General features: G+C 58.9%; 18 protein-coding genes and 1 tRNA gene. 14 read left to right on the forward strand and 5 right to left on the reverse strand.

Annotation, left to right across the window (positions count from 1 at the left end; genetic code table 11):
- Positions 1-69 precede the first annotated feature (69 nt).
- The 7 genes from JIN78_RS01580 (at position 70) to mnmM (ending at position 9007) form a co-directional block, all read left to right on the forward strand.
- On the forward strand, positions 70-3204 hold the full coding sequence (locus JIN78_RS01580; protein WP_200390174.1) for a PVC-type heme-binding CxxCH protein: 3135 nt from the start codon (positions 70-72) through the stop codon (positions 3202-3204).
- A 147-nt stretch (positions 3205-3351) separates the two neighbouring features.
- Entirely contained in the window at positions 3352-4101 is a 750-nt protein-coding gene (locus tag JIN78_RS01585) for a ThuA domain-containing protein (RefSeq protein ID WP_200390175.1), read from the forward strand.
- 96 nt (positions 4102-4197) lie between these two features.
- Complete coding sequence (locus JIN78_RS01590; RefSeq protein ID WP_200390176.1) at positions 4198-5097, forward strand: YitT family protein; 900 nt, start codon at positions 4198-4200, stop codon at positions 5095-5097.
- Positions 5098-5118: 21 nt separating this feature from the next.
- Positions 5119-6873, forward strand: coding sequence for an apolipoprotein N-acyltransferase (gene lnt, locus JIN78_RS01595; protein ID WP_200390177.1), 1755 nt, complete (start codon positions 5119-5121; stop codon positions 6871-6873).
- 49 nt (positions 6874-6922) lie between these two features.
- On the forward strand, positions 6923-7459 hold the full coding sequence (locus tag JIN78_RS01600) for a DUF1353 domain-containing protein (protein ID WP_200390178.1): 537 nt from the start codon (positions 6923-6925) through the stop codon (positions 7457-7459).
- A gap of 10 nt (positions 7460-7469) precedes the next feature.
- Positions 7470-8441, forward strand: a complete 972-nt coding sequence (locus JIN78_RS01605) for an NAD(P)/FAD-dependent oxidoreductase (RefSeq protein WP_200390179.1) — start codon at positions 7470-7472, stop codon at positions 8439-8441.
- Positions 8438-9007, forward strand: coding sequence for a tRNA 5-(aminomethyl)-2-thiouridylate-methyltransferase MnmM (gene mnmM / locus JIN78_RS01610; protein ID WP_200390180.1), 570 nt, complete (start codon positions 8438-8440; stop codon positions 9005-9007). Before JIN78_RS01605 ends, mnmM begins: the two co-directional genes overlap by 4 nt.
- Here mnmM and JIN78_RS01615 read toward each other — a convergent pair.
- The gene (locus JIN78_RS01615) at positions 8984-9703 is read right to left on the reverse strand and encodes a hypothetical protein (protein WP_200390181.1); all 720 of its coding nucleotides are present in this window, start codon (positions 9701-9703) and stop codon (positions 8984-8986) included. The genes mnmM and JIN78_RS01615 overlap by 24 nt on opposite strands.
- A gap of 193 nt (positions 9704-9896) precedes the next feature.
- On the opposite strand from JIN78_RS01615, the gene clpB reads away from it, so the two are divergent.
- Both clpB and JIN78_RS01625 read left to right on the forward strand, forming a co-directional pair.
- Positions 9897-12476 (forward strand): ATP-dependent chaperone ClpB, encoded by a 2580-nt coding sequence (gene clpB, locus JIN78_RS01620; protein WP_200390182.1) that lies wholly within the window; start codon positions 9897-9899, stop codon positions 12474-12476.
- A gap of 94 nt (positions 12477-12570) precedes the next feature.
- The gene (locus JIN78_RS01625; protein WP_200390183.1) at positions 12571-12843 is read left to right on the forward strand and encodes a Precorrin-3B methylase; all 273 of its coding nucleotides are present in this window, start codon (positions 12571-12573) and stop codon (positions 12841-12843) included.
- Positions 12844-12939: 96 nt separating this feature from the next.
- Here JIN78_RS01625 and JIN78_RS01630 read toward each other — a convergent pair whose 3' ends face one another.
- Entirely contained in the window at positions 12940-14805 is a 1866-nt protein-coding gene (locus JIN78_RS01630) for a vWA domain-containing protein (RefSeq protein ID WP_200390184.1), read from the reverse strand.
- 88 nt (positions 14806-14893) lie between these two features.
- On the opposite strand from JIN78_RS01630, the gene JIN78_RS01635 reads away from it, so the two are divergent.
- Positions 14894-14968, forward strand: a tRNA-Arg gene (locus JIN78_RS01635).
- A 234-nt stretch (positions 14969-15202) separates the two neighbouring features.
- On the opposite strand, the gene JIN78_RS01640 is transcribed toward JIN78_RS01635, so the two are convergent.
- Positions 15203-16396 carry a two-component system sensor histidine kinase NtrB gene (locus JIN78_RS01640; protein ID WP_200390185.1) on the reverse strand — a complete coding sequence of 398 codons (1194 nt, stop codon included), beginning with the start codon at positions 16394-16396 and terminating at the stop codon, positions 15203-15205.
- A gap of 102 nt (positions 16397-16498) precedes the next feature.
- Here JIN78_RS01640 and cutA point away from each other — a divergent pair, with 102 nt between their 5' ends.
- Complete coding sequence (cutA, locus tag JIN78_RS01645) at positions 16499-16795, forward strand: divalent-cation tolerance protein CutA (RefSeq protein ID WP_200390186.1); 297 nt, start codon at positions 16499-16501, stop codon at positions 16793-16795.
- 90 nt (positions 16796-16885) lie between these two features.
- Here cutA and JIN78_RS01650 read toward each other — a convergent pair whose 3' ends face one another.
- A complete protein-coding gene (locus JIN78_RS01650) occupies positions 16886-17596 on the reverse strand; it encodes a peroxiredoxin-like family protein (RefSeq protein WP_200390187.1) in 711 nt (236 codons plus the stop codon).
- 264 nt (positions 17597-17860) lie between these two features.
- On the opposite strand from JIN78_RS01650, the gene JIN78_RS01655 reads away from it, so the two are divergent.
- Both JIN78_RS01655 and JIN78_RS01660 read left to right on the forward strand, forming a co-directional pair.
- Positions 17861-19867 carry a glycosyltransferase gene (locus tag JIN78_RS01655; protein ID WP_200390188.1) on the forward strand — a complete coding sequence of 669 codons (2007 nt, stop codon included), beginning with the start codon at positions 17861-17863 and terminating at the stop codon, positions 19865-19867.
- Between the two features lie 99 nt (positions 19868-19966).
- Complete coding sequence (locus tag JIN78_RS01660; RefSeq protein WP_200390189.1) at positions 19967-20539, forward strand: FG-GAP repeat protein; 573 nt, start codon at positions 19967-19969, stop codon at positions 20537-20539.
- Positions 20540-20572: 33 nt separating this feature from the next.
- Here the strand turns inward: JIN78_RS01660 and JIN78_RS01665 are convergent, their stop codons facing one another.
- Entirely contained in the window at positions 20573-21376 is an 804-nt protein-coding gene (locus JIN78_RS01665) for an ATP-binding cassette domain-containing protein (protein ID WP_200390190.1), read from the reverse strand.
- Between the two features lie 122 nt (positions 21377-21498).
- Here JIN78_RS01665 and gpmI point away from each other — a divergent pair, with 122 nt between their 5' ends.
- Entirely contained in the window at positions 21499-23037 is a 1539-nt protein-coding gene (gene gpmI / locus JIN78_RS01670) for a 2,3-bisphosphoglycerate-independent phosphoglycerate mutase (RefSeq protein ID WP_200390191.1), read from the forward strand.
- Positions 23038-23070: the final 33 nt, after the last annotated feature.

Here is a 23070-nt window from a genome sequence, read left to right on the forward strand (position 1 = left end):
GCTGGAAGGTCCCCGGTTGCCGGGGACTTTCGGCTCAACCTGTTTCAGCTCATTCCTAGGATACCCTTTATGATTCGACTATCTTTTGCAACCCTGCTGGTGGCCTCGACGTTGAGTGCCCAAGAGGTGGCGGAGCCCCGCCGCCTGGAGGTTCTCTTTCTCGGTGATGACGGCCATCACAACCCCATTGAACGCTATCGTGTGCTCAAGCAATCCCTCGGTCCGCAGGGATTCAATCTTTCGTTTGAAGAGGATTTGAGCGAGATCACGAGCGAAACGCTGTCGCTCTACGACGCTCTCATCGTCTACGCCAACTATGAGAAAGAGGAAGTCCCCGCCGCCATTCAGCCGTGGGTGACAGCGGGAGGAGGGCTCGTTGCCCTCCACAGCGCTTGTGGAAATTTTCATCCTTCCGAGGAATGGTTTGATTTGGTGGGCGGACGCTTTGCCAGTCACGAAGGCGGTGTTTTTAGCCCCGTTACGGTGGACTCCGAGCATCCCATCACGAAGGATCTGCCTGTGCTGAAGTCTTGGGATGAAACCTATCAGCATCAGGATTTGACCGAAGACCGTCATCTTTTGCAAGTCCGGGAACCCATGAACGAGGGCGAAAGTGAGCCTGAGCCGTGGACTTGGGTTCGCAAGGAAGGGGAGGGGCGCGTGTTTTATACGGCAAGTGGTCACGATCTTCGCAGTTGGCGGGAACCTGCTTATCAGGAGCTGGTTCGGCGTGCCATTGTTTGGTCGGTTGGGGATGAAAAGGCGGACTTGTTTGCCCGCTTCGAACTGCCGAAGTTAGAGACCGAGGTTCCAGAGCTCGATAACCGCACCCATCCGGATATCCCCATGATGGAGCTGCAAAAGCCTCTTTCTCCTGAAGACAGCGCCGCCCACACCCAAGTCCCGGTGCGGACCCGGCTTGAGTTGTTCGCAAGCGAACCGATGATTAAGAATCCCATCGCGATTGACTGGGATCATCGAGGTCGAGCCTGGGTGGTGGAGAGCTTTGGATACCCCAATGATGTCCCCGAGGAGCCTGGTTCCGGCACCGACACGATTAAAATTTTGGAAGATAGCGATGGCGATGGCCGTGCGGACAAGATGACGGTTTTCGCGGAGGGATTGCGTCACTGCACCGCAACGGCTTTCGTGAAGGACGGGGTGCTGGCCACTGATGGCCGTGACTTTGTTTTTCTTGGCGATAGCGACGGGGACGATAAAGCCGATGTGCGCCAGGTTCTTGCTACGGGGTTAAATATCAATGACACCCATGCCTCGACTTCCAACTTGTTTCGCGGCATCGATAACTGGATTTATGCCACCGTGGGATACAGTGGAGTGGATATGAAGGTCGGTGACCAGCATCACAAATTCGGGAGTTCGGTATTCCGCGTGCGACCCGATTTGTCCGAGCTGGAGTTCTTGCAAGGCACCACTAACAATACTTGGGGCTTGGGCTTCACTGAGCAGGGAGACATCACCGGTTCCACTGCTAATAACAATCCTTCGTGGCTGGTTTCCATACCCGCCCGTGCTTATCACGAGAGCGGGCTGGAGCAGCCGCGCACCCCTCGCATGGATGTTTTCCGCCGTCGTGATGGAGATCGGGGCCCCCGGCTTCTGCCCATGTATACCAATACTCGGGATGTCACTCAGGTGGATCAGATTGACGGTTATACCGCTGCCGCAGGTCATCAGTTTTATACCGATCGGGTGATGGATGAGATTTTGGCTCCCAATAACGTTCTCATCTGTGAGCCGACAGGTCATCTTGTCGCTACTGGTGACGTCGTTGCCAAAGGCTCGCTGATGGAGACCATCTTGAGAGGCAAAAACATCTTTGCCAGCGCGGATGCTTGGGCCGCCCCGGTAGCGGCTCGGGTGGGACCCGATGGCGCGGTTTGGATTGCGGATTGGTATAATCCCATCATCCAGCACAACGTTGTTTTCCGCTACTACAATCCCGCGCGGAACTACGACCAACCTCATAGTCCCTATCACACGGGCGAACGAAAAGGACCGGGTAAGGGCAATGCGTATCGCACCCCCTTGCGGGACCGTGATCATGGCCGAATCTGGCGGGTTGTCCCGGCTGATGGAAAACTTCGCGAAGATGTCACGCTGGACCCACGGCGGGTGAATACTCTGCTGGCGGGCTTGCGTTCGCCTTCTCAGCTGATTCGCCTGGAAGCGCAGCGCTTGTTGGTCGAAAGCGGGAGCAAGGTGGTCGTCGCGGAGCTGACGAAAATGGTCAAGCAGGGCAGCCAGTCTGAGATCCCCGCTCTTCATGCTCTTTGGACGCTGGAGGGCTTGGGCGAGCGAGAGGCCCTCGTGCCCGCCCTCTCATCGTCGAGCGCTCTCTTGCGCCGCCATGCTCTTCTCGCTCTAGGAGCCAAAGACCCTGCGGTTGTTTCCGCTTTGCCCCAGTTGATAGCTCAAACCGAAGAGCCTCGTGAACTATTGCATGTTCTGACGGCTGCCGCTCAGACTGAACCTCATGAAAAAGTGGCGCAAGCTCTTTGGAACCGGGTGCAGGAGGATGCCGATTTCGATGACTCCTTGCGGGAAGCCAGTCGGCTGGCCCTTCGTCAGCAGGGCTTGACTCTGGTGAAGACTTCTCTCGCAGACCTGCCCGCAGTGCAGCCAAATCATTGGCAGGGGCAGGAAGCGGTCGAAGTCATCAAGCGAGTGGCCAGTAGCGACCAGCGGGAAGATTTGGCGAATTTTGCCAAAGAGGCCCCGGTGGGAGTGCGCACTCATATCGAGAGCATTCTGGCTGGGCCTCGCGTTGTCGAAAGGGAAGCAGCCCAGGTGCCCCGTCGTTTCCATGCCGGACGGGACCACTACATGAAGGCCTGCATCGAGTGCCACCAGGCGGACGGAAAAGGAGTTGAAAACACCTTCCCGCCGCTGGTGGATTCCGAATGGGTCACCGGTGATCGGGATCGGATGTTACGGATTCTGCTGGGTGGTCTGGCTGGAGAAATCGAGGTGAATGGAATCGAGTTCAATGGCGTCATGCCCGGTCATAGTCATGTGAGTGATGAGGAAATCGCTCAAATCGCCAGCTTCGTGCGCTTCGCCTTCGGGGGGCTGGAGGAAGAAGCCGTCACCCCGGCGGAGGTGAAAGCTCTCCGTCCCGAGGTTGAGGCCCGCAAATATGTTCCCTGGTCTGTGGAGGACTTGGAGAAAGCGGGTCAGTAGAACGCTTCCTTACCTTTTCAGTTGCTAGCGAAAGCCATCCCCCGTCGACGGGGGGTGGCTTTTTTTCTGCCAGAGGGAAAAATCCCAGTTTGTGGGTTACTTCTTCACAGACGCTTCCATTCATTTTCGCTAGGCTCTTCCTTTGCCATGAAGAAAATCCTGTTTACGAGTCTCATTCTGTGCCCGTTGCTGGCGGGAGCCAATCCCAAGGATCCCGAAACGACTGCCCCCTGGGGGGAAAAATTTGCGGCTGAGTCAGCCGAGTCGACCCTGCAAGTTCTCCTCGTTGGTTCGGGTAGCTCTCATGATTTTCCTCGTGATTTTTTGAGCACGGATCGGGAGACCCTGCTTGCAAGTGGCGATCTGGAGGTGGTTTCGACCCCGAATATGGAGGAAGCGGTGGCCTTGCTTCCTCAGGCGGAGGTGCTCGTTTTCAGCGGTAATCACGGTGACTATGGCAAAAAGGAGTTTCAGGAGGCCCTGCATGCTCACGCCGACGCGGGCAAGGGACTGGTTTTTCTCCATGCCGCCACGTGGTCTCATCCCTGGGAAGGATACAATGACCGCTTCATTGCCGGTCGCACGCCCAGCCATGGAAACGGACTTTTTGCGGTTACGGTTACCGATACTGATCATGCGGTGACAAAAGAGGTTCCCGAGGAGTTTCAGATTGAAGACGAAAATTATCGCTTCGAATTGGCTGACGAGGAACGGGTGCATGTTTGTTGTGAGAATGCCGCCGACCAAACCGAGGGGCCGATTCCCAGCGTCTGGGTGGTCAAGGACCCGAAAACACGCATCGTTTGCATCACTCTGGGGCACGATGACAAGGCTCACAAAAATGAGGCCTATCAAAAGCTGCTCATCAACGCCGTCCAGTGGGTGGCCGAGCAGTGAAAATCAGGTCCGACGGCGGGGTTGAAATTGCCGTTGGGGCCGCTACTTTCAAAGCGCTCTCACTTCCTTCTTGCTGCAGGAAGAGGGCGCTTTTTTATGACCCCTCCTTTCGATTCCCGCCGCCGTGTCCTCGACTATGCCACATTGCTTCTTTCCGGGCTGCTCTATGCTTGCGCACTGAAGTATTTCGTCTTGCCCTCCCAGGTGATCCTGACCGGAACGGAGGGAATTGCGACCGCCTTGTCCTACTATTTCGATAGTTACGCCCTCTTCATCGGACTTTACCTGCTCTTTCAGGTGGTGCTCTTGGGCTTTGCTTTCACCCGGGTGAGCCGAGTCTTCGCCGTCCGTTCGGCAGTTGTGGTGACGACGGTGGTCGTCATGTTGATGGTCCTTCCCGAGTTCCGCTTTGCCCGCCCGGAGCCCCATCACGAGCGTATGATTCTTGTTCTTTTCGGGGGAATTTTGGCGGGAGCGGCCAAGGCCATGGCCTTCACGCGGCGGGGCTCCACCGGCGACGAAGACATCTTGGGGGCTTATTTTGCCAGTAAATACCTCAAGCCCGTTGGATCGATTGCCATCGTCGCGGCAGGCGTGTCCACGGCTTTCGGGTTGCTGATGGCTTTCCTCAAGACCGGGGATTTTGAGACGGTGGTGAATACCTTGATGTATACCATCGTTTATATCTTTGCCTCGGCGGAGACGCTCAATAATCTTTATCACAAGTTCAAGATCACCATGCTGGCGGTTCTCACTCGGAAGCAAGAGGCGGTGGGCAAAGCCATTAATTCGGCCATCGAGCACCGCACTTTCACCGTTTCGGAAGCCACCGGGGGCCGGAGCCGGGAGAAATTTGCCATCGTGCGCACCATCATTACTCAAGAAGAGCTTCCCACCATGATTGCGGCGGTGGAGGCCGCTGATCCGGAATGCTTCCATTACCACCACGATGTCGAAGGTATTTCGCGTCGCTACTATATTGCGCCCATTGGGTGAGAAGCGAAGATTATGTTGCCTATGAAAACCGTTCTCACCGTTCTGTGGCCCTTGCTGCTTTCGCTGCTCGGGGGCGTTTTACTCGCGCTTTGTTTTGCGCCCTTTGACTGGCCGGACTTGGTCTGGCTGGCCCCGGTCGCCTGGCTGGCGGCCCTTTGGTTGGGGGGAGGGGAGCGCAAGCGCAAGCGTTTTGGTTTCCTCACCGCAAGCGTGGGTGGGTTTGTCTTTTGGGCTCTCAACTTGAAGTGGCTGGCCTCGGTGGCTGGGGGGGCCTATCTGATTTTGGCTCTCTATTTGGCTCTCTTCTTCGGGCTTTTCGGACTCTTTGCGGCCACGACGGGAAATCCCTTTCGTCGGAAGAGGGCACCAGGAACCCGCCTTGCGGAAGCCGGGCGTTCGCTCGCCTATGCGGCCCTCAATGGTGGGGTGTGGTGTGGCCTGGAGTGGCTGCGCGGCTGGCTTTTCACCGGCTTCGGTTGGAATGGCCTCGGGGTGGCTTTTCATGATCGCTTGCCGCTGGCGCAGGGGGCGGAATTCGTAGGCGTCACCGGTCTGGCCTTTTTGCCGGTTTTTACTGCGGCGGTCTTGGTGCAGGTGGGCGTTCGCCTGGCAGCGGGCGTGCGCGTCGGTCGAGTCGAACGCCATTGGGATTTTGCGGCCACCATTCTCTTTCTCATCGCCGTTTTCACCTTTGGTGTTTTCCGCACCTTCTCCATCAATCGCGCCCCCAGTGAGGCCCTTCGCGTTCTGTTGGTCCAGATGGATATTCCCCAAACGGCAGGCAAGGTTCACTGGACCCCGGAGGAGGTTCATGAAGGCTACGAAAGCGAAACCCGAGCTGCCTTTGCTGCTGTGGATGCTCTTAATGAAAAGCTCGTCGCGGAAGCCGAGGGGGAAGTTGAACTCGCGGCCATCGACTGGGTCGTCTGGCCCGAGGTGGTGCTCTACGGGCCCTTACTCTCCCTGGAGGAGGAACGATATGTCACCTACGAGCCATCCAGTAGCACCATCACCCGGATGCAGGAATTGGGAGCCCGCAATTTCATTGCCGGAATTGGGGAGATCGAGGGGGAAATTGTCGATGAGATCATTCGTCCCCGGCCTGACGGCACACATTACAATTCCTTGTTGGCGGTCAATCCAGAGTCCGAGTTGTCCGTTCACCGCAAACAACATCTGGTCATTTATGGCGAGTTCATTCCCTTTGTCGATTCCGTGCAATGGCTGGCTGATATTTATGAGAAAGTGGCTGGGGTGAAGTGGGCGGGTAACATGGGCCGGGGCACGGGGGCGGAAGGGTTTTCCCTGCCCGGGGCCGGTGGGGAAGTGCGGGTCATCCCCTCCATTTGTTTCGAGGATACCGTTCCCCGGGTGACCCGTAAGTTTAGCGAGGGGCCACGCGAAATCATCGTCAATATCACCAATGATGGTTGGTTTGGAAAGACCGAGGGTTCGCAACAGCACTTCGACAATGCACTCTTTCGCACCATCGAGCTGCGGCGTCCCATGGTGCGCGCTGCCAACCGGGGCGTCACCGGGGTGGTCTCTGCTACGGGAAGTCTCGTGGATTACCGCACCGGGGAAGAGCAAGTGCTGCGCAATGAAGAGGGGAAGCCTTTCACTCGGGGACATGTGCGCGGCCGGGCCTACATCCGGGAAAGCGGGGGGCCGACTCTCTATGCCCGCTTTGGCGACTGGTTTGCCGCTCTCGGTCTGTTCGCGGGACTAGCAGCCGTGTTCTGGCAAAAAGCGCGCGCGCGGAGCCGCCGTTCCTGAACTTGCTTTTCGCTCTTAGATTCCCTACTATCACGGCAATTGTCTGGTTATGATGAAACCGTCTTTCCTCTTTCTGCCACTCCTTATTCTGGTGTGGTTTTTCGGTGCCTGTGCCCCCATGAAGCCGGTGCCGCTCATTCCCTTTATTGATGGCGAGCACTGGATGGTGGCTAGTCCCTTGATCTACGAGCGCGCCAGCACGGGCGAAGTTTACGAGGTGCCGGAGGGTTTTGTGACTGATTTTGCCAGCATTCCCCGTCCTTTGTGGCCCATTTATCCCAAGACCGGGCGCTATCAACTGGCTGCCGTAGTGCACGATTTTCTCTACTGGGAGCAAACCACCACTCGCAAGGAAGCTGATGAGATTTTTCTAGCAGGTATGATCGAGTCGGACGTTCCCAAAAAGGATCGCACCGTGATCTATCAGGCGGTGCGCACCGGCGGAGGACGGGCGTGGAAAAAGAACGCCGAGGAACGGGCGGCGGGCAAGCCCCGCCAGATTCCATCGGAATACCGCGATATCCCGGCCAATACCGAGTGGAAAGAGTATCGGGAATTTCTCTACAAAGAGGGAGTGCGGCCCTAAGCTCGCCGGCATGGAGGGAGTGACCATTCATGGCTGTGGCTTGGCGGGAGTGTTTGTCGGCTGGCATCTCTGGCAGCGTGGTATCAGTTTTCGCCATGTGGGCGAGCGCGAGGTGGGAGCCTCTTGGGCGGCTGCGGGATTGGTCAATCCGGTGACTGGCAAGGGCATGAACGTCAGTTGGCGCTTGGCGGATTTCCTGGAGGGCATGCGGGAATTTTATCTCGATGCGGGAGCGATGTTGGGAGGGCGGTATTTTCAGGAAAGTCCGGTGCTCCGGATTTTTAGCGATGAGAAAGAGCGCCAGAAATTTGCCCATAAACAACCGGCTCTTGAGCCTTGGATAGGTGATGTCTATCAGGTTCTCACCGATGTGAAGGGGGGGGAATTCGGTGGTGTGGAATGGGTCGGCGGCGGTTGGGTGGCGGTGCGGCAGTTCGTGACCGATTCCCTGGCCTTTTTTACGGAAGAAGGCCGGGGCGCTCCCGGTCCGGTGGTCGATGTTTATTGTCAAGGCGCGCTGGGATTGCAGCAGGGGCTTTTTTCCTCGTTACCCCGGCGATTAGCCAAGGGGGAGATTCTGGAAGTGGAGATTCCGGGCTGGGGAGAAGAGCGCATTCTCAATCGCCGCGGATGGTGTATCCCGATTGGAAAAGATATCTATCGGGTGGGGGCAACCTATGAGTGGGAGGATTTGGATAGTGAACCCACGGAGGAGGGACGGAGGCGCTTGCAAGAACTCGTGGGCGAGTTCACGGACCGGCCCTTCACCGTGCGAAATCATGTTGCCGGGGTTCGCCCCATTGTGCGCAATAGCGAGCCGGTGGTGGGAGCTCATCCGGAGGAAAAGAGCCGCTATCTCCTCAATGGATTGGGTTCTAAAGGCTGTCTCTACGGACCGGAGGCGGCGCGGCAATTGGTGAATTTGATTTTGGACCAGCAGGAGGTCAGTGCCGATTTTTCCCTGCAAAGAGTTTTGCCATGACGGTGACTGAACAAGCGAAGGAGGAGGTGGCAGCGGTGCTGCAAGAGGGGGAAAGAGCCATTGATGGCACTATGGGCAATGGCTGGGACACGCTCTTTCTCGCCGAGCGAGTAGGACCGCAGGGCAGGGTTGATGCCTTTGATGTGCAGGAGGCAGCCTTGGCCTCGACCAGCAAGCGCTTGATGCGAGCAGGCCTCGCGGATCGGTGTCGACTCCATCATTGTGGGCATGAGGAAATGGCTCGTTTCGTCAGAGAACCCATTGCGGCGGCGATGTTCAATCTCGGCTACCTGCCGCATTCCGACAAGCGCGTCATCACCCGGGGAGAAACCACTTTGCGGGCCCTTGCCGCTGCCCGTGATCTCTTGCGGGTAGGTGGAGTGCTCTGCGTGGTCTGTTACCGGGGCCACGAAGGTGGCATGGCGGAGGCGCAAGCGGTCTGGCAATGGGCGGGCACGGAAAGCGCTCTCACCGTGCGACAGCCTGCCGTTTTTCCCGAAGGCGATAAGCCTTTTCTTTTGCTTCTGGTTAAGGAAGAGGCCTCATTGACTGCGGCGAATCACTGATTTTTCCTGATAGAGATCCTTGTTCGAGGCATTGTATTCACTCTTGAGCTTCAGGGTGGTGCGGGAGAGGTCGATGAGTTTCCAGTGCAAGAACTGCCACTGGCCGTCGTGGCCATCGTGGGCGAAGCCGAGGAGGAGATGATGACCATCGGTTAGAATCTTGGAAGTCTCGCGTCGGGGGGTGTAGTAGAAGGTGCGGAGACTGGAGTCCTCCGCGCTGGCTTCGTAGAGCTTGGGGTCGAGATAGTAGGTGGTGCCGGTGGGGTGATGGGTGAGGAGGAGATCCGGGTAGCCGGATCGCTGGGCTTTGCCTTCCCGGGTGAGTGGAATGTGACAACTCAGGTCAGGGTGGCCATCGAGGAGCTCGCGCAGGGAATCCTCAAAGTGGCGGGAGGCCTCGTTGATGCGGGCCAGTCCAATCAGCGGCGAGGTGGGGCGGTTCATCTTCTCTCGCGTGGCCTCGGCGGCAGTGGCGATGAGATCGAGAACGGGTTCGTTCGCTTTCCCTATCGGGAGCACTTTCTGCCCGCTGCCCTGCTGAATCACTTCCGCAAACGGACTGGTCGCTCCGGATTGAAAGATGGGCGGCTTGGGGGAAGTCGGGTTCGCTGGGTCCGGACTGAGCTGTTGACCCAGCAGGAGCCCGAGAGTGAAAGCGATTGAGATAGCGAGCGAGATTGCAAGGAGCCCTTTCACGGGAAGGAGCCTAGAGTGCAAGGGAGGGAAGCAAAGGAGAAAGCCTTCCCAGTCAATCCCGGTCAAAATGCCCGGGGAATGCGACATTTTGCCGGACAAGTTGTCGCGGAGGGAAAGTTTTTCAGGTTGGATGCGCTTTTTTTCAATGAGTTAAAAGAAATTTGGCTGGCAAGTATCCTGCGAAAAAGGAGGCATGGGATTAGATAAATTAACCGCAAAATTACAGGAAGCGCTGCAGCAGGCGCAACGAACGGCTGCCAAATCGGCTCACCCGGAGCTGAAGGGAAATCATGTGCTCCTCGCCCTCCTCACTCAGGAAGGCGGCATCGTGGTGCCCATTCTGGAGAAAGCGGGGGTCGATGTGCCGCGCTTGAAGGCCTCGGTGGTGACAGCCTTGGAGAAGGAGCCCCGCGTGCAAGGCTCGGGCAGTCAGCCGCAGATTAGCTACGGGCTGCGTAGTAGTCTCGATGCCGCCGATGAGGTGCGCGAGGCTATGGGCGACGACTACCTCAGCGTGGAGCACTTTCTCGCGGGCTCGCTCAAGTCCGATTCGCCCGCCGGCAAGCTGCTCAAGGAGGCGGGCTTGACCCAGGCCAATTTCGACAAAGCCCTGAAGGAGATCCGGGGATCGCAAAAGGTCACCGACGAGGATCCGGAAGGGAAATACGAGGCGCTGGAAAAATACGGCACCGACCTCACCGCCCGGGCACGGGAGGGCAAAATTGACCCCGTGATTGGACGCGATGAAGAGATTCGGCGCATTCTCCAGGTCCTTTCCCGCCGCACCAAGAACAACCCGGTGCTCATCGGTGATCCCGGCGTGGGCAAGACCGCCATCGTGGAAGGGCTGGCCCGCCGGATCGTGAGCGGAGACGTGCCCGATGGCATGAAAAACAAGCGCGTGGTCTCGCTCGATCTCGGCAGCATGCTGGCGGGGGCGAAGTATCGCGGGGAGTTCGAGGACAGGCTCAAGGCCTTTTTGAAAGAAGTCTCTTCCTCGGACGGGGAGATCATTCTCTTCATCGACGAGCTTCACACCATCGTGGGCGCGGGTGCCAGCGAGGGGGCAGTCGATGCCTCCAACCTGCTCAAGCCCCAGTTGGCGCGCGGCGAACTGCGCACCATTGGCGCGACTACGCTGGATGAGTATCGCAAATACATCGAGAAGGATGCCGCCCTTGAGCGCCGCTTCCAGCCCGTCAAAGTGGGCGAGCCCTCTTCGGAGGACACCATCGCCATTTTGCGGGGACTGAAGGATCGCTATGAGGTTCACCATGGGGTGCGCATTCAGGATGGTGCCATCGTGGCCGCCGCGACCCTGAGCGACCGCTACATCACGGACCGCTTTTTGCCGGACAAGGCCGTGGACCTGATTGATGAGGCCGCCAGTCGGCTCAAGATCGAGCTCGACTCCATGCCGACCGAGATCGACCAAATCGAGCGCCAAATCATGCAGCTGGAAATGGAGCGCCAGGCTCTTGCCAAGGAAACGGACGAGGCCAGCAAGAAGCGACTTTCCAAAGTGGAAGCCGAGATGGCGGACCTCAAGGAGGAGTCCAGCGGTCTCATGGCCCGTTGGCGTAATGAGAAGGAGGTCATCGATGCCGTGCGCGAGGTGCAGGAGCGCCTGGAAAGCCTGCGCACCGAGGTCGAGCAGGCCCAGCGCATTGGCGACCTGACCCGGGCTTCTGAGATCACCTACGGACAGATTCCGGATGCGGAAAAGGACTTGGAAGATGCCAAGGCCCGGCTCGACGAGCTGCAGGGCGGTTCCGGTCTCTTGAAAGAAGAGGTCACCGAAGAAGACATCGCCCGCGTGGTGGCGAGCTGGACGGGCATCCCGGTCAGCCGTTTGCAAGAAGGTGAGCGCGCCAAACTGGTCAAGATGGAGAGCCGTCTCGGCGAGCGCGTGATTGGTCAGCGCAAAGCCATCGACGCGGTCTCCAATGCCGTGCGCCGGGCCCGTGCTGGCTTGCAGGACGAGAACCGGCCCATCGGCTCTTTCCTCTTCCTCGGACCCACCGGGGTGGGAAAAACCGAGCTCTCCAAGGCCCTCGCCGAGTTCCTCTTCGACGACGAAGGCGCGATGGTGCGAATCGACATGTCGGAATACATGGAGAAACACGCCGTCTCGCGTCTCATCGGAGCGCCTCCCGGCTATGTCGGCTACGAGGAAGGTGGTCAGCTGAGCGAACACGTGCGGCGCCAACCCTACTCGGTGGTTCTCTTCGACGAGATCGAGAAGGCCCATCCCGATGTCTTCAACGTCCTCTTGCAAGTGCTCGACGACGGACGCATCACCGATGGCCAGGGCCGCACAGTGGACTTCCGCAACACGGTGCTGATCATGACTTCCAACATCGGCAGCCAGCACATCATGGACGAGAGCAATGCCGAGCAGCGCGAAGCCAAGGTCACCGAGGCTCTGCGAGCCCACTTCCGCCCCGAGTTCCTCAACCGCATTGACGAAACCGTCATCTTCGACCGACTCGACCGTTCGGAACTGACCACCATCGTCGACCTCCAGCTTGAGCGGGTGCGCAAGCGCCTCGCCGCGCAGGGACTGGGCCTCGCCCTCAGCGAAGAAGCGAAGGAATTCATCGGCAACCAGGGCTACGATCCGGTCTACGGAGCACGCCCCCTCAAGCGGGCCATCCAGCGTCACTTGCTGGACGAACTCAGCTTGCAAGTGCTGGAAGGTAACTTCGTCCCCGGCGACATCATCAAGGCCGACGTCGCGGACGGCAAAGTGGTCTTTGCCAAGGAGTCGTAATCACTTGAGAAATCCTCCCGCCCGGTTGAAGCTCGTCTTCAACCGGGCTTTCTCATTTCAACCGACTCCCAATTTTCAACTCTCAACTCCCCCCATGCCTGCCAAGAAAAACAAGAACAAGCCCTTGGTTGGCAAAGCCCTCGTCAAGGAGGTCAACCGGCGCATCCGTCTCGCGCGCACGCTCTGGGACGCGCACAAGAACGCGGCTTGCCGCAATGAACGCCTCCGGGCCCTGGAGCTTTATGAGACCCTGAGCGAGGCGGAAAAAGAGCAGGTTCCGCAAGTCCTGCGCGTTTGGCTGCGCTATCGCAGCGAAAAGTATTTCGGCGAAGGCCGGAAGGGAAATGGAGCGAACTCCAAAGAGTAGAGAAAGTAGCGCCGACGCCTCGTCGGCCCCACTGGTGGTGAACCCTTGAAAGCTCGCTCATCGGCGGTGCGGCGGTGCTTCTTGATTTTCGCTGGGTTAAGAGGGGTTCGTGGCGTTGGCCGTGGACACTTCCGCTTCCGGGGTGAGCTTTTCTTTTGTGAAATGCCAAGCGGCCAGCAGGGCGGCGAGGGTGAGGGTCACCCAGAGCGGCCACCAGCGATCCTCCTCGCTGTAGTGCTCGATGGCGGTGGCGCTGGCGGGATCGAGATTGCTGGTAGCGCTTGCCAGTCTCAGGTCGGCCTCCCGGGTGTCCGCAAAGTGGCTGGCGGAGCGCAGCAGAAGAGTTTCTCCCTGATGGACTTCAAAAAAGCAGGGTTCCACCGGGGCCCGCAAGTCGCCTGGGGCCGGGAGGGGGGCTGCGGTGCGGGCGGAATGGTCGCTAGTCCAAGTGGTGAGGGTGAGCTCCGCACCGGGCTCATGAGCTAGCGCTATGACTTGACCCGTTTCGCTGTTGGTGGCCGCGAAGGCCACTTTCTCCGCCTGTAATTGACTGGCAAAGCGGTGCAGGAGAATGACGATGGCGGGGAGTTTGAGGGCGTTTGACTGGGAGAGATCGAAGTTGAAGATGAGGTGCGAGCGCTGCTGGCCGGAGGTTTCTTCCCGGCTTTCGCGCATCGCAATGAGGGGGCGCTGGCCCTGCCAGAGAAGAATATCGTCCCCTTGTTGCAGCGGAAAAGTCACGGTTTCGCGCGATTGCAGGGCCTGCCAATTGAGGCCGCGCATGAGGGGATGAGGCTCCGCGACAATGCCACCTGAGAGAAAGCGGCGAGAGGGAGTGGTCTCGTGGATGGTGAGGATGGAGTGAGTTTCCGGGAGAACCGGCAGGAGGGGATCATAGGCGGTGAGGGTGAGGTCGGCGGCGCTTGCCGGGGCCTCAGCTTGAGGGGGAAAAAAGGCCCGGAACCGTTTTTCGAAGTCGCGGAACTTCTCGGGGAGAGAAGAGGCAATGAGGAGGTTCTTTGGTTGAGGTCGCACCAGCGGCAGTTGGTCATCGAGCGCAAAGGCATCGCCCTCGAGTTGCACGGTCAGATGGTCCTCTTTGTCGGGAAAGCGACCGGTCAGGGTGGTGAGGCCGTCCGGTCCCAAGGTGAGGAGGCGGGGCTCCGACCGGGAGCCATCGGGATAGCGGACGGACCAGCTTCTGCTGACTTCTTGGTCCGAGTAGTTGCGCACGGTGGCCTGCCAGCTGGCGCCCTCTTCGGCAAAGCTGAGACCGGTGAAGCCGGTATTGGCCGAGGAGTGACCCACCGCGAGAAGTTGGGCCTCGAAGGGCAGGGGTCGTTCGCGGACGTGGTCGGTGAGGTAGACCAGGAGACCTTCGCTCCGGATGCGGGAGCGGGCCAAGCGGAGGGCTGCCGCCGGATCGCGGGCTCCCCCTCTTGGTTGCCAGCTCTCCAGCACAGTCAGCGCCTCCTTCAGATCGGTGCCCGCGTAGAGGAGGGGTTCCGCAGGGTCATCGCTCAAGAGTGAGAGGTGCAGTCGGGCGGCCAGTCCTTGGAGAGAAGGGAGATCTCGGGCCAAAGTTTTGCGGGCCTCTTCTTGAAAGACCGCCATCGAGGCCGAGGAATCGAGGACTACTGCCACCTGCCGGGTGGTGGTGCTACTGCGGTAACGGGGCTCGGTGAGCAGCCAGGTGAGGAGGAGGACCATGAGCAGCTGCAGCCAGAGCGGCACCGAAGAGGTGAGACGATCGAAGCGTCGGCCGGAAGTCGCTTCCCGTTGCGTCTGTTCGAGGAGGAAAAGAGTCGAAACCGGCACCACCCGGGCCTGCCGCTGCAGAAAGTGAATCAGCAGCACGGCCGGAATGCCGAGAAGAGCGAGCAGCCCGAGGGGATTGGTCAGAATCATGCGCGGTTGCCACTCTCTGCAATGGAGGGGGAGCCGTCCAGCTTGCGATGCCATTTTTGCGGGCGGGGGAGTTTTTCACAGGAAAGCGCAAAGTCGTATTGACATCCCGGTCCCATCCGGTCCATCCTCCGCGCCCCAAGTTGGGCCTGTAGTTCAATGGATAGAACGACGGTTTCCGGTACCGTAGATCGGGGTTCGATTCCCTGTGGGCCTACCATTTTTTCTTTTTCCCTTCCTTCGGTTGGGAGGTGGTGGTGCGACCGGGAAAGCGCTGCCAGGAAGGGGCCCGTTTTCATCTCGGGATTCTTTCTGCTCCAAATGAGGCGGTTTTCTCCGCAACAGGTGTGCGGCGTGGCGAGGGCAGTTGGCTTGGGATCAGGATTCCGCTTTGCGTTTTGAACTTGAAGTCCCGCATCGTGGTCCCGGCAGTGAGGTGAAGGCTGCAGGGGGATCAAATTTCAATGACATCGTCGGGGGCGCTTTCGGGAGCGGGAAGAAGTCGGGCCCGCTTGTTGGTGCGGGGGAAGTGCAAGGTGACGGCGGTGCCCTGGCCTTCTTCGGATTGGATTTCGATTTCGCCCCCATGTTCCCGCAGGATGCGGCGCACGATGAGCAAGCCGAGGCCTGTGCCCCCGGATTTGGTGGTCGAGTAGGGCTCGAAGAGTGAGCCCAGCACTTCCGGCGAAATGCCATCGCCACTGTCTTCGATGCGGACGAGCACTTCGTGTTCGTTCTGGGTGGTGGCGATGGAGATGTCTCCGCCCGAGGCGGGCACGGCTTGGTAGGCGTTCTTGATGAGGTTGAAGAGGGCCTGCCGGATCTGGTCCGGGTCGAGGGGCAGCTGTGGGAGGTCGGCGTGTAATTCCAGCTGGATACGGATTTCCCGGGCGGCCAGTTCGGGCTCGAGGGTTTTAAGGGTGTCGCGGATGAGTTCGTTGAGCTGGCTGGCTTGCATCACTGCCCGGGCGGGGCGGATGGCGTGGAGGAACTCTTGTAGCAGGGTGTCGAGGCGACGAATTTCGGTGCGAGCGGTGGAGAGATGGTCGAGGAGGGAGTCGCTGTCTCCGGGGGGCAGTTTCTTGATTTTGCGCTCCAGCAGCTGAAGGTGAATGCCGAGGGAATTGAGGGGATTGCCGATTTCGTGGGCCACGCCGGCCGCCAGCAGGGTGAGGGCGTTGAGCTTTTCGGATTCGAGATTTTCCTCGCTGGTGCGCCGGGCTTCAGTGAGGTCGCGCACCAGCATGACGGTGCCCAGGTGCCGGGGGCTGCCCTCGACATCCTCGACGATGGGAGAGAGGTAGAAATTGAGAAAGCGGTGCTCGGGGTAAAAGACCTCGAGGTCGCGGGAGACCACGGAGGGGGTCTTGCCGCCGGAGAGGCTCTCCCAGTCCAGCCCGCGCACCAGCTTGGCGAGGGGTTGTCCGGTGGCTTTTTCGACATCGAGTCCGAAAAGGCGGGCGGCGGCGGAGTTCAGAAAGGTGACCAGGCCTTCGGGCGTGAGGATGAGAACACCTTCACGCAGGGCCTCGAAGACCGACTCGAGGAAGCCCTTGTCCCGCAGGAGGCGGTCCACCAGGGTTTGCACTTGGCGGGGCGACAGGCGGTCCAGCCGGGAAAGCAGTTTGTCAATGAAGGAGGACTTCATGGCTCGGCCGGAAGTCTGTGCGAAGGGAGGCGGTTTTCCAAGCTCGCATGGCGACAGGATTGCCCGTAGGGAGGGAGGGTGACTACGAAGGCTATCTTGATTTTGACGACATTTGGAGACTTTGCGGCCGCGCGCTCGGTGGTGCGCGAACTCGTGGAGCGCGAGCTGGTGGCTTGTGGGACGATCTTGCCGGGTGCGACTTCGATATACCGTTGGGAGGGCGAACTTTGTGAAGAAGAGGAAGTCCTCGTCTTGCTGAAAGCCGCGGGAGAGCAGTATCCCGCTATTGAAAAGGCCTTGGGTGACCTCCACCCTTACGATGAGCCCGAGATCGTAGCGCTCGATTTCGCAGCCGCGAGCCCGGGCTACCTGGCCTTCTTGCTGGGTGAAAGCCGTTGAGGGCTGGGGGCTGCGCGCTCTGGGGAAAGGAAAAAAGCCGGAGAAAGGGCGATCTCCGGCTTTTTTGTAGGGGGGTGGGAAAGGAAGAGCTTAGTTTTTCGTCTTTTTCAAGGCGGCCAGCACCTGTTCCGGGGTGGCCCGGTTGCGGTATTCGGCATCCAAAAAGGCGTAGCTGATGGTGCGGTCGGGCTGGATGATGTAGGTCGCGCTCAAGGGCAGGGTGGTGTCGTCGTAGTCTTCGCCATTGTATTTCTTGAGGTCGGCAAATTCGCGCATGGCCTCCTCCACCCATTTGGTCATGGTGAAGACGATATTGAAGTCTTTGGCCACCTGGTTGTTCGTGTCGCTAAGGACTTGGAATGCCAGCTCGTGCTTTTCCTTGGTAGGGAGAGATTGGTCGGGCTGCTCCGGGCTGATGGCCACGAATTGGGCTCCCGCCTCTTTGATTTTATCCAGATTTTCCTGATAGTTGATGAGGGTGAGGTTGCAATAGGGGCACCACGAGCCGCGATACCAGGTCAGGATGACGGGGCCGTCCTTGAGCAGTTCGGAGAGGGTGACCTCTTTCCCCACTGCGTTGGGGAGGGTGAAATCCGGGGCTTGATCGCCGACGTTGAGGGCTTTTGCCAAGATACCGGATTGCTTCACTGCTTCCACTCCCTTGTTGTATTCGGAGATTTTTTCCGCGCTGGCGGTTTTCTCGAAGTTGGCTTTGCGGGCATCGAGTTCGTCTTGCAGGTCTTCAGCGGAGAGGGACAGGGCAGAGAGCAGAAAGGCGAGGCCCAGTGTGGTTCGTTTCATGGCGATAGTTGCGATTGTGACGGGTGTTGGTAGCTTCATCTGTCCTTCCTGAGAGGGGTGAGAAGAGGATTGATTCCCACACGGACGCGATTTTTTTCAAAATGGGCCTCATTTGCTCCAGAAAGGGTGCTATAAGGGTGGAAAGGAAACCGTAGTTGCGAGGAGGTTCCGGCCGGGCTTCAATTTGACGGAATCGTCACTGGAAATGTGTTCCGGCCAGAGGCCTTTCCGTTACTCCCCGTTTCTGCGGCCTGCCGTCAAGCTATGAGAATCGAATTCGTTACCGACACCTTTCCGCCCGATGTCAATGGAGTGGCCATGACTCTTGGTCGGTTGGTGGAAGGCCTGCGGGCCCGCGGCCATCTGGTCCACGTCTGGCATACTGCCGAGCGCCAGGGGGAGAGTGGGGAGACTTCCCTTCCTTCCATTCCCTTGCCGGGCTACAAGGAGGTGCGGGTCGGGCTCCCGGGTCGGCTGAAGCTTCTCCGGCGCTGGCGCAAGAAAAGTCCTGATGCGGTCTATGTGGCGACGGAGAGTTTGTTGGGGCTTTCCGCCATCAAGGCTGCGGCCATGTTGCGCATTCCAGTGGCAGCGGGCTTTCACACCAATTTCGACCAGTATCTGGAGCAATACAAGCTGCGCACCCTCAAGCCTGCCGCGATGAGCTACCTGAAGAAGGTGCACAATCGCGCGGATAGCACCTTTGCGCCCTCCCGCGAGGTCGTGGAGCGCTTGGAAAATGAGGGGTTCAAGCAAGTTCACCTTTTGGGGCGGGGAGTGGATACCGAGCTCTTCCGCCCCGACCGCCGGGACGAGACTCTCCGGCGCGAGTGGGGAGCCGAAGGGGAGACGCCCGTGGTTCTCATGGTGGGGCGGCTGGCACCTGAAAAAAATCTGGAACTGGGCCTGCGGGCTTTTCGCGAGATTCAAAAGCAACATCCCCGGGCCAAGGGGGTGATTGTGGGGGACGGGCCGGTGCGCGAGCAGCTGCAGGGGCAAAACAAGGATCTCATCTTCGCGGGCGTGCAACGGGGCGAAGACTTGGCCCGGCACTACGCCTCAGCGGATATCCTTCTTTTTCCCAGTGAAACGGAGACTTTTGGCAATGTTCTGCTTGAGGCCATGGCCAGCGGACTTTCCACCGTCAGTTACGACTATGCCGCCTCTGCCAAGCATGTGAGCCATGGAGTCAATGGCCGCAAGGCCCCGTTGGGAGAGAGTGAGCGCTTCGTCGCCGAGGCTCTGGCCGCCGCCGATTCGCTGGCGGCGGAGGCCGATTCCCTGCGAAAGACCGCTTGCGAGAGCGTGCAGGAGATGGGTTGGTCACAAGTAGTGGAAACCTTTGAGAACCAGCTGGCCAAGATGGGAGAGGGTCGACTCAATGCCCGCACCATCAGCCGTCGCAAGCCTTCCACCCTGGAGTATCGCACCATCTTCTTGTCCGATATTCACCTCGGCACCCAAGATAGCAAGGTGAAGGAGGTCATCGACTTTCTCAAGCACTCCAAGTATGAGAAACTCGTGCTCAACGGAGATATCATCGATGGCTGGGCTTTGAAGCGGGGAGGAACTTGGAAAAAAAGCCATTCCAAATTTGTGAGGCATATTTTCAAGGTGATGGAGAATGATATTGAAGTGATTTACCTGCGGGGAAATCATGATGATATCCTGGATCGCTTTCTCCCCATGGCTTTTGGGCCGATGAAAATCGTCAAGGAACACATCCATGAGTCCCTGCAGGGGAAAAAGTATCTCGTGGTGCATGGCGATGGTTTCGATACGGTCTCTACTGATCACAAGTGGATTGCAGGTCTGGGGGCGATCGCCTACGACCAACTGATGAAGGTCAACCGCCTCTACAACAGTTACCGGCTGTGGCGAGGAAAGGATTACTTTTCCATGAGTAAAATGGTGAAGTCCAAGGTGAAGTCGGCGGTTTCCTTCGTCGACCGTTATCAGGAGCAGCTCCAGATGCTGGCGCGCCGCCGCAATTGCGATGGGATCATCTGTGGGCACATTCACACGCCGGCTGATGAGCAGATTGATGATATCCACTACCTGAATTCCGGTGACTGGGTGGAGTCCCTGAGCTGTGTGGTCGAGCATCTCGATGGAAGCTTCGAGGTGATCTACTATGAAGACTACCTGCAGAAAATCCATGATGACGCCGCCGCCAAAGCGGAGGAAGAGGTGGCCCGGGGTCTTTTGGAGTTGCCCGAAACCGCCCCCGAGGCGGACTCGCCTGCCCCCATGGTCTCAGCGGCGGGTTGAGCGAGCTTGCCAGTGGAAAGCTCATTGCGGGACTTGTTGCGGGAAGATCGCTCTCATGTGAAAGGGAGTTGGCACGAGTCTGGTAGACTATCTCTAGCGATGAAAATGATCTCTCTGCTGCTTGTTGCCAGTTTGTCTAGGCTGGGTGCCCAGTTTGGTGATGACAATCCGGGTGGCGAATGGTTGCCGGTTCCCGACGGTTATGTTTGGCCTGCCGTTGAGGAAGGTGCTCCCCGCTTTACTCCTTTGAGGAAACGATGGGAGGAGCTGGCGATTGGTCAGCGGAAGGTGGTGAAGGAAGCTTTTCCAGAGGGGAAAGCGCCCGAGTCGGTGGAAGTTGCGGAAGTTGACCTCAATGGTGACGGTTGGGCCGAGATCTTCGTGGGCGTGCCTGAACTCAGTGGCACGGGAGGGCCCTTTTATGTCTTGTTCACGAGTAAAGACGGGAAAAGCTATGAGGGGATGGGTGAGGTCCAGGGCTCGGGATTCCAGTTCCTGCCAGCAAAAATGGGGTGGCGTCAGTTCTCAGGAGTGAGCAGGGGCGGTGGCGGGCAATACGCCCGCTTTCTGATGTCCTTTTCCGGTCGGCACTATGAGATTGTCCGCTGCGAAAGACATGACTTTAACGCTGGAAAGGTGACGATTGCGACCCCCCTCGAGAGCCAGCAGTAGGTGGCTTTTTGACGAGGGCTCTGCGTCACTTCCTCAGCCGGCCGCTTGAATTTGGGGCACGGCTGCGAGGAGCTTCTGGGTGTAGGGATGGGTCGCATTGTTGAAGACTTCTTCCGCTTCTCCGTATTCCACGATTTCGCCCGCATACATCACGGCAATGTTGTCGGCGAGATAGCGAACCACCGAGAGGTCATGGGAGATGAAGATCATGGTGAGTTCGAGCTCGTCGCGGAGCTTGAGCAGGAGATTCAGGATTTGGGACTGAATCGAGACATCGAGAGCGGAGACCGGTTCGTCAGCGATGACCAGCTTGGGCTCGGGAGCGAGAGCGCGGGCGATGGCGACGCGTTGGCGTTGGCCGCCGGAGAATTCGTGGGGATACTTCCGCATGTGCTTGGGGTCGAGTCCCACGGTGCGCATCAGTTCCACCACGCGATCGGTCATGGCGGCTTGGTGGCCCACGGCACCGGGGTGACGGCGTCCGATGGCTTCGGCTAGCATGGAAAAGACGGTCATGCGGGGATTGAGGGAGGCATAGGGGTCTTGGAAAATCATCTGGAAGTCCAGCCGGTGGCGGCGCACTTCGCTCCGCGGCAACTCGGTCAGCACCCGGTCCTCCAGGGTGATGCGTCCGCTGGTGGGGGAGATGAGCTGCATCACCGCGCGGGAGAGGGTGGACTTTCCGCAGCCGGATTCCCCGACGAGCCCGAGGATTTCGCCCTTTTGGATTTTCAGGGACACCCCGTTCACCGCTTTGACCGTTTCGCCGCCGCCTTGACCGAAGAGACCGCGCTTGCCGGGAAAGTGAACCTTGAGATCGTCGATATGGAGAAACACGGGCAGGAAAGTAGATTCTCGACGGCAGAAGGGAAAGCGCGGAGTGGCCCACTGTCAGTTTTTCTGGGGCCATTCCGCTCTCGGGCTTGATGGTTGGCCTTCCCTTCGCTAGACGAACGGGCATGTCGAAGAAGCCGGTTGTATTGATAATTCGCGATGGTTGGGGCTTGAATCCGGGAGGCGCGGCGACGGCCGAGCAGGATGGCAATGCCGTGGAGCTGGCCCGGACCCCGTTTCATGACGAGGTGCTTCTTCCCAAATACCCCCGGGGCTGTGTCTCGGCTTCGGGTCTCGATGTCGGCTTGCCTGAGGGACAGATGGGGAACTCGGAGGTCGGCCACCTCAATCTGGGAGCCGGGCGCATTGTTTATCAGGACCTCACCCGCATCAACAAGTGCATCGCTGACGGGGAATTGGGCCAGAACGAGGTGCTCAAGGACGCCTTTGCCAAGGCCAAGGGCAAGCGGCTGCACTTTCTCGGACTCGTCTCCGATGGCGGGGTGCACAGTCATCAGAATCATCTCGTGGCCCTGGCCAGTGAGGCCAAGGCGGCGGGAGTGGAGGATATCTTTGTCCATGCCATCACCGATGGTCGGGACACCTCGCCGACGGGAGGAAAAGCTTATCTCAGCGAGGTGGAGAGCAAGCTTGCCGAGAGTGGAGCGCGCATTGCCACCGTGGTGGGCCGTTACTACGCCATGGATCGTGACAAGCGCTGGGACCGCAGCAAGCTGGCCTGGGACGCGATTGTCGATGGCAAGGGGGAGAAAAAGGACGTTCTCGCCAGTGAAGCGGTGGCCGAGCAATACGAGCAGGAAAAGACGGACGAATTCCTGTTGCCCATGGTCTTCGAGGCTGCCGGGGAGCGCCGCGTCAATGACGGCGATGTCGTGGTTTTCTTCAACTTCCGTGCCGACCGGGCCCGCCAGCTCTCAGAGGCTTTCCTCAAGGAGGGCTTCGAGGGCTTTGATACCGGAGGCCAGCCCAAGGTCCACTTTGTCACCCTGACCGAGTATGATGAAACCTACGGTTGCCCGGTTGCCTTTCCGCCTGAAACGATGAGCAATGTGCTTGGCGAGGTGGTGGCGGCGGCGGGTAAAAACCAGATGCGCATTGCGGAAACCGAGAAGTATCCTCACGTCACTTATTTCTTTAATGGAGGCGTTGAGGTCGAGTTTCCCGGCGAAGAACGCTTCATCATCCCATCTCCCAAGGATGTGGCCACTTATGATGAGAAGCCGGAGATGAGCGCGGAGGAAGTGGTCGCCACCGTGGTGGAGAAGCTCAAGGACTACGACCTGATGATTCTCAACTTCGCCAATCCCGACATGGTGGGCCACACCGGAGTGGTGGAGGCCGCGATGAAGGCGGTGGAAACTATCGATGCGGGCGTGAAGGCCGTGGTGGAAGAAACCCTTCGTCTCGGGGGCAAGGCGCTCATCACTGCCGACCACGGCAACTGCGAATACATGCGCAATCCCGATGGCTCGCCCCACACCGCGCACACCACCAACCTGGTCCACGCCATCTATGTGGGCGAAGATGCGGAGAGCCTCTATGTGGCCGACGGCATCCTGGCTGACATGGCGCCCACTTTGCTCGATATGATGGGCTTGGAGAAACCGGCGGAAATGACGGGCACGAGCTTGCTCCGTCGCTGAGGGATTCCCCGGGATGTTCCCCGGCGAGACAGT

It is taken from the genome of Roseibacillus ishigakijimensis (assembly GCF_016595415.1).
Taxonomy (GTDB): Bacteria; Verrucomicrobiota; Verrucomicrobiia; order Verrucomicrobiales; family Akkermansiaceae; genus Roseibacillus; species Roseibacillus ishigakijimensis.

Excerpts from the sequence above, each read along its gene's own strand:
- JIN78_RS01580 (WP_200390174.1), top strand. The coding sequence starts at position 70 with ATGATTCGACTATCTTTTGCAACCCTGCTGGTGGCCTCGACGTTGAGT.
- JIN78_RS01585 (WP_200390175.1), top strand. The coding sequence starts at position 3,352 with ATGAAGAAAATCCTGTTTACGAGTCTCATTCTGTGCCCGTTGCTGGCG.
- JIN78_RS01590 (WP_200390176.1), top strand. The coding sequence starts at position 4,198 with ATGACCCCTCCTTTCGATTCCCGCCGCCGTGTCCTCGACTATGCCACA.
- lnt (WP_200390177.1), top strand. The coding sequence starts at position 5,119 with ATGAAAACCGTTCTCACCGTTCTGTGGCCCTTGCTGCTTTCGCTGCTC.
- JIN78_RS01600 (WP_200390178.1), top strand. The coding sequence starts at position 6,923 with ATGATGAAACCGTCTTTCCTCTTTCTGCCACTCCTTATTCTGGTGTGG.
- JIN78_RS01605 (WP_200390179.1), top strand. The coding sequence starts at position 7,470 with ATGGAGGGAGTGACCATTCATGGCTGTGGCTTGGCGGGAGTGTTTGTC.
- mnmM (WP_200390180.1), top strand. The coding sequence starts at position 8,438 with ATGACGGTGACTGAACAAGCGAAGGAGGAGGTGGCAGCGGTGCTGCAA.
- clpB (WP_200390182.1), top strand. The coding sequence starts at position 9,897 with ATGGGATTAGATAAATTAACCGCAAAATTACAGGAAGCGCTGCAGCAG.
- JIN78_RS01625 (WP_200390183.1), top strand. The coding sequence starts at position 12,571 with ATGCCTGCCAAGAAAAACAAGAACAAGCCCTTGGTTGGCAAAGCCCTC.
- JIN78_RS01630 (WP_200390184.1), bottom strand. The coding sequence starts at position 14,805 with ATGGCATCGCAAGCTGGACGGCTCCCCCTCCATTGCAGAGAGTGGCAA.
- JIN78_RS01640 (WP_200390185.1), bottom strand. The coding sequence starts at position 16,396 with ATGAAGTCCTCCTTCATTGACAAACTGCTTTCCCGGCTGGACCGCCTG.
- JIN78_RS01650 (WP_200390187.1), bottom strand. The coding sequence starts at position 17,596 with ATGAAACGAACCACACTGGGCCTCGCCTTTCTGCTCTCTGCCCTGTCC.
- JIN78_RS01655 (WP_200390188.1), top strand. The coding sequence starts at position 17,861 with ATGAGAATCGAATTCGTTACCGACACCTTTCCGCCCGATGTCAATGGA.
- JIN78_RS01660 (WP_200390189.1), top strand. The coding sequence starts at position 19,967 with ATGAAAATGATCTCTCTGCTGCTTGTTGCCAGTTTGTCTAGGCTGGGT.
- gpmI (WP_200390191.1), top strand. The coding sequence starts at position 21,499 with ATGTCGAAGAAGCCGGTTGTATTGATAATTCGCGATGGTTGGGGCTTG.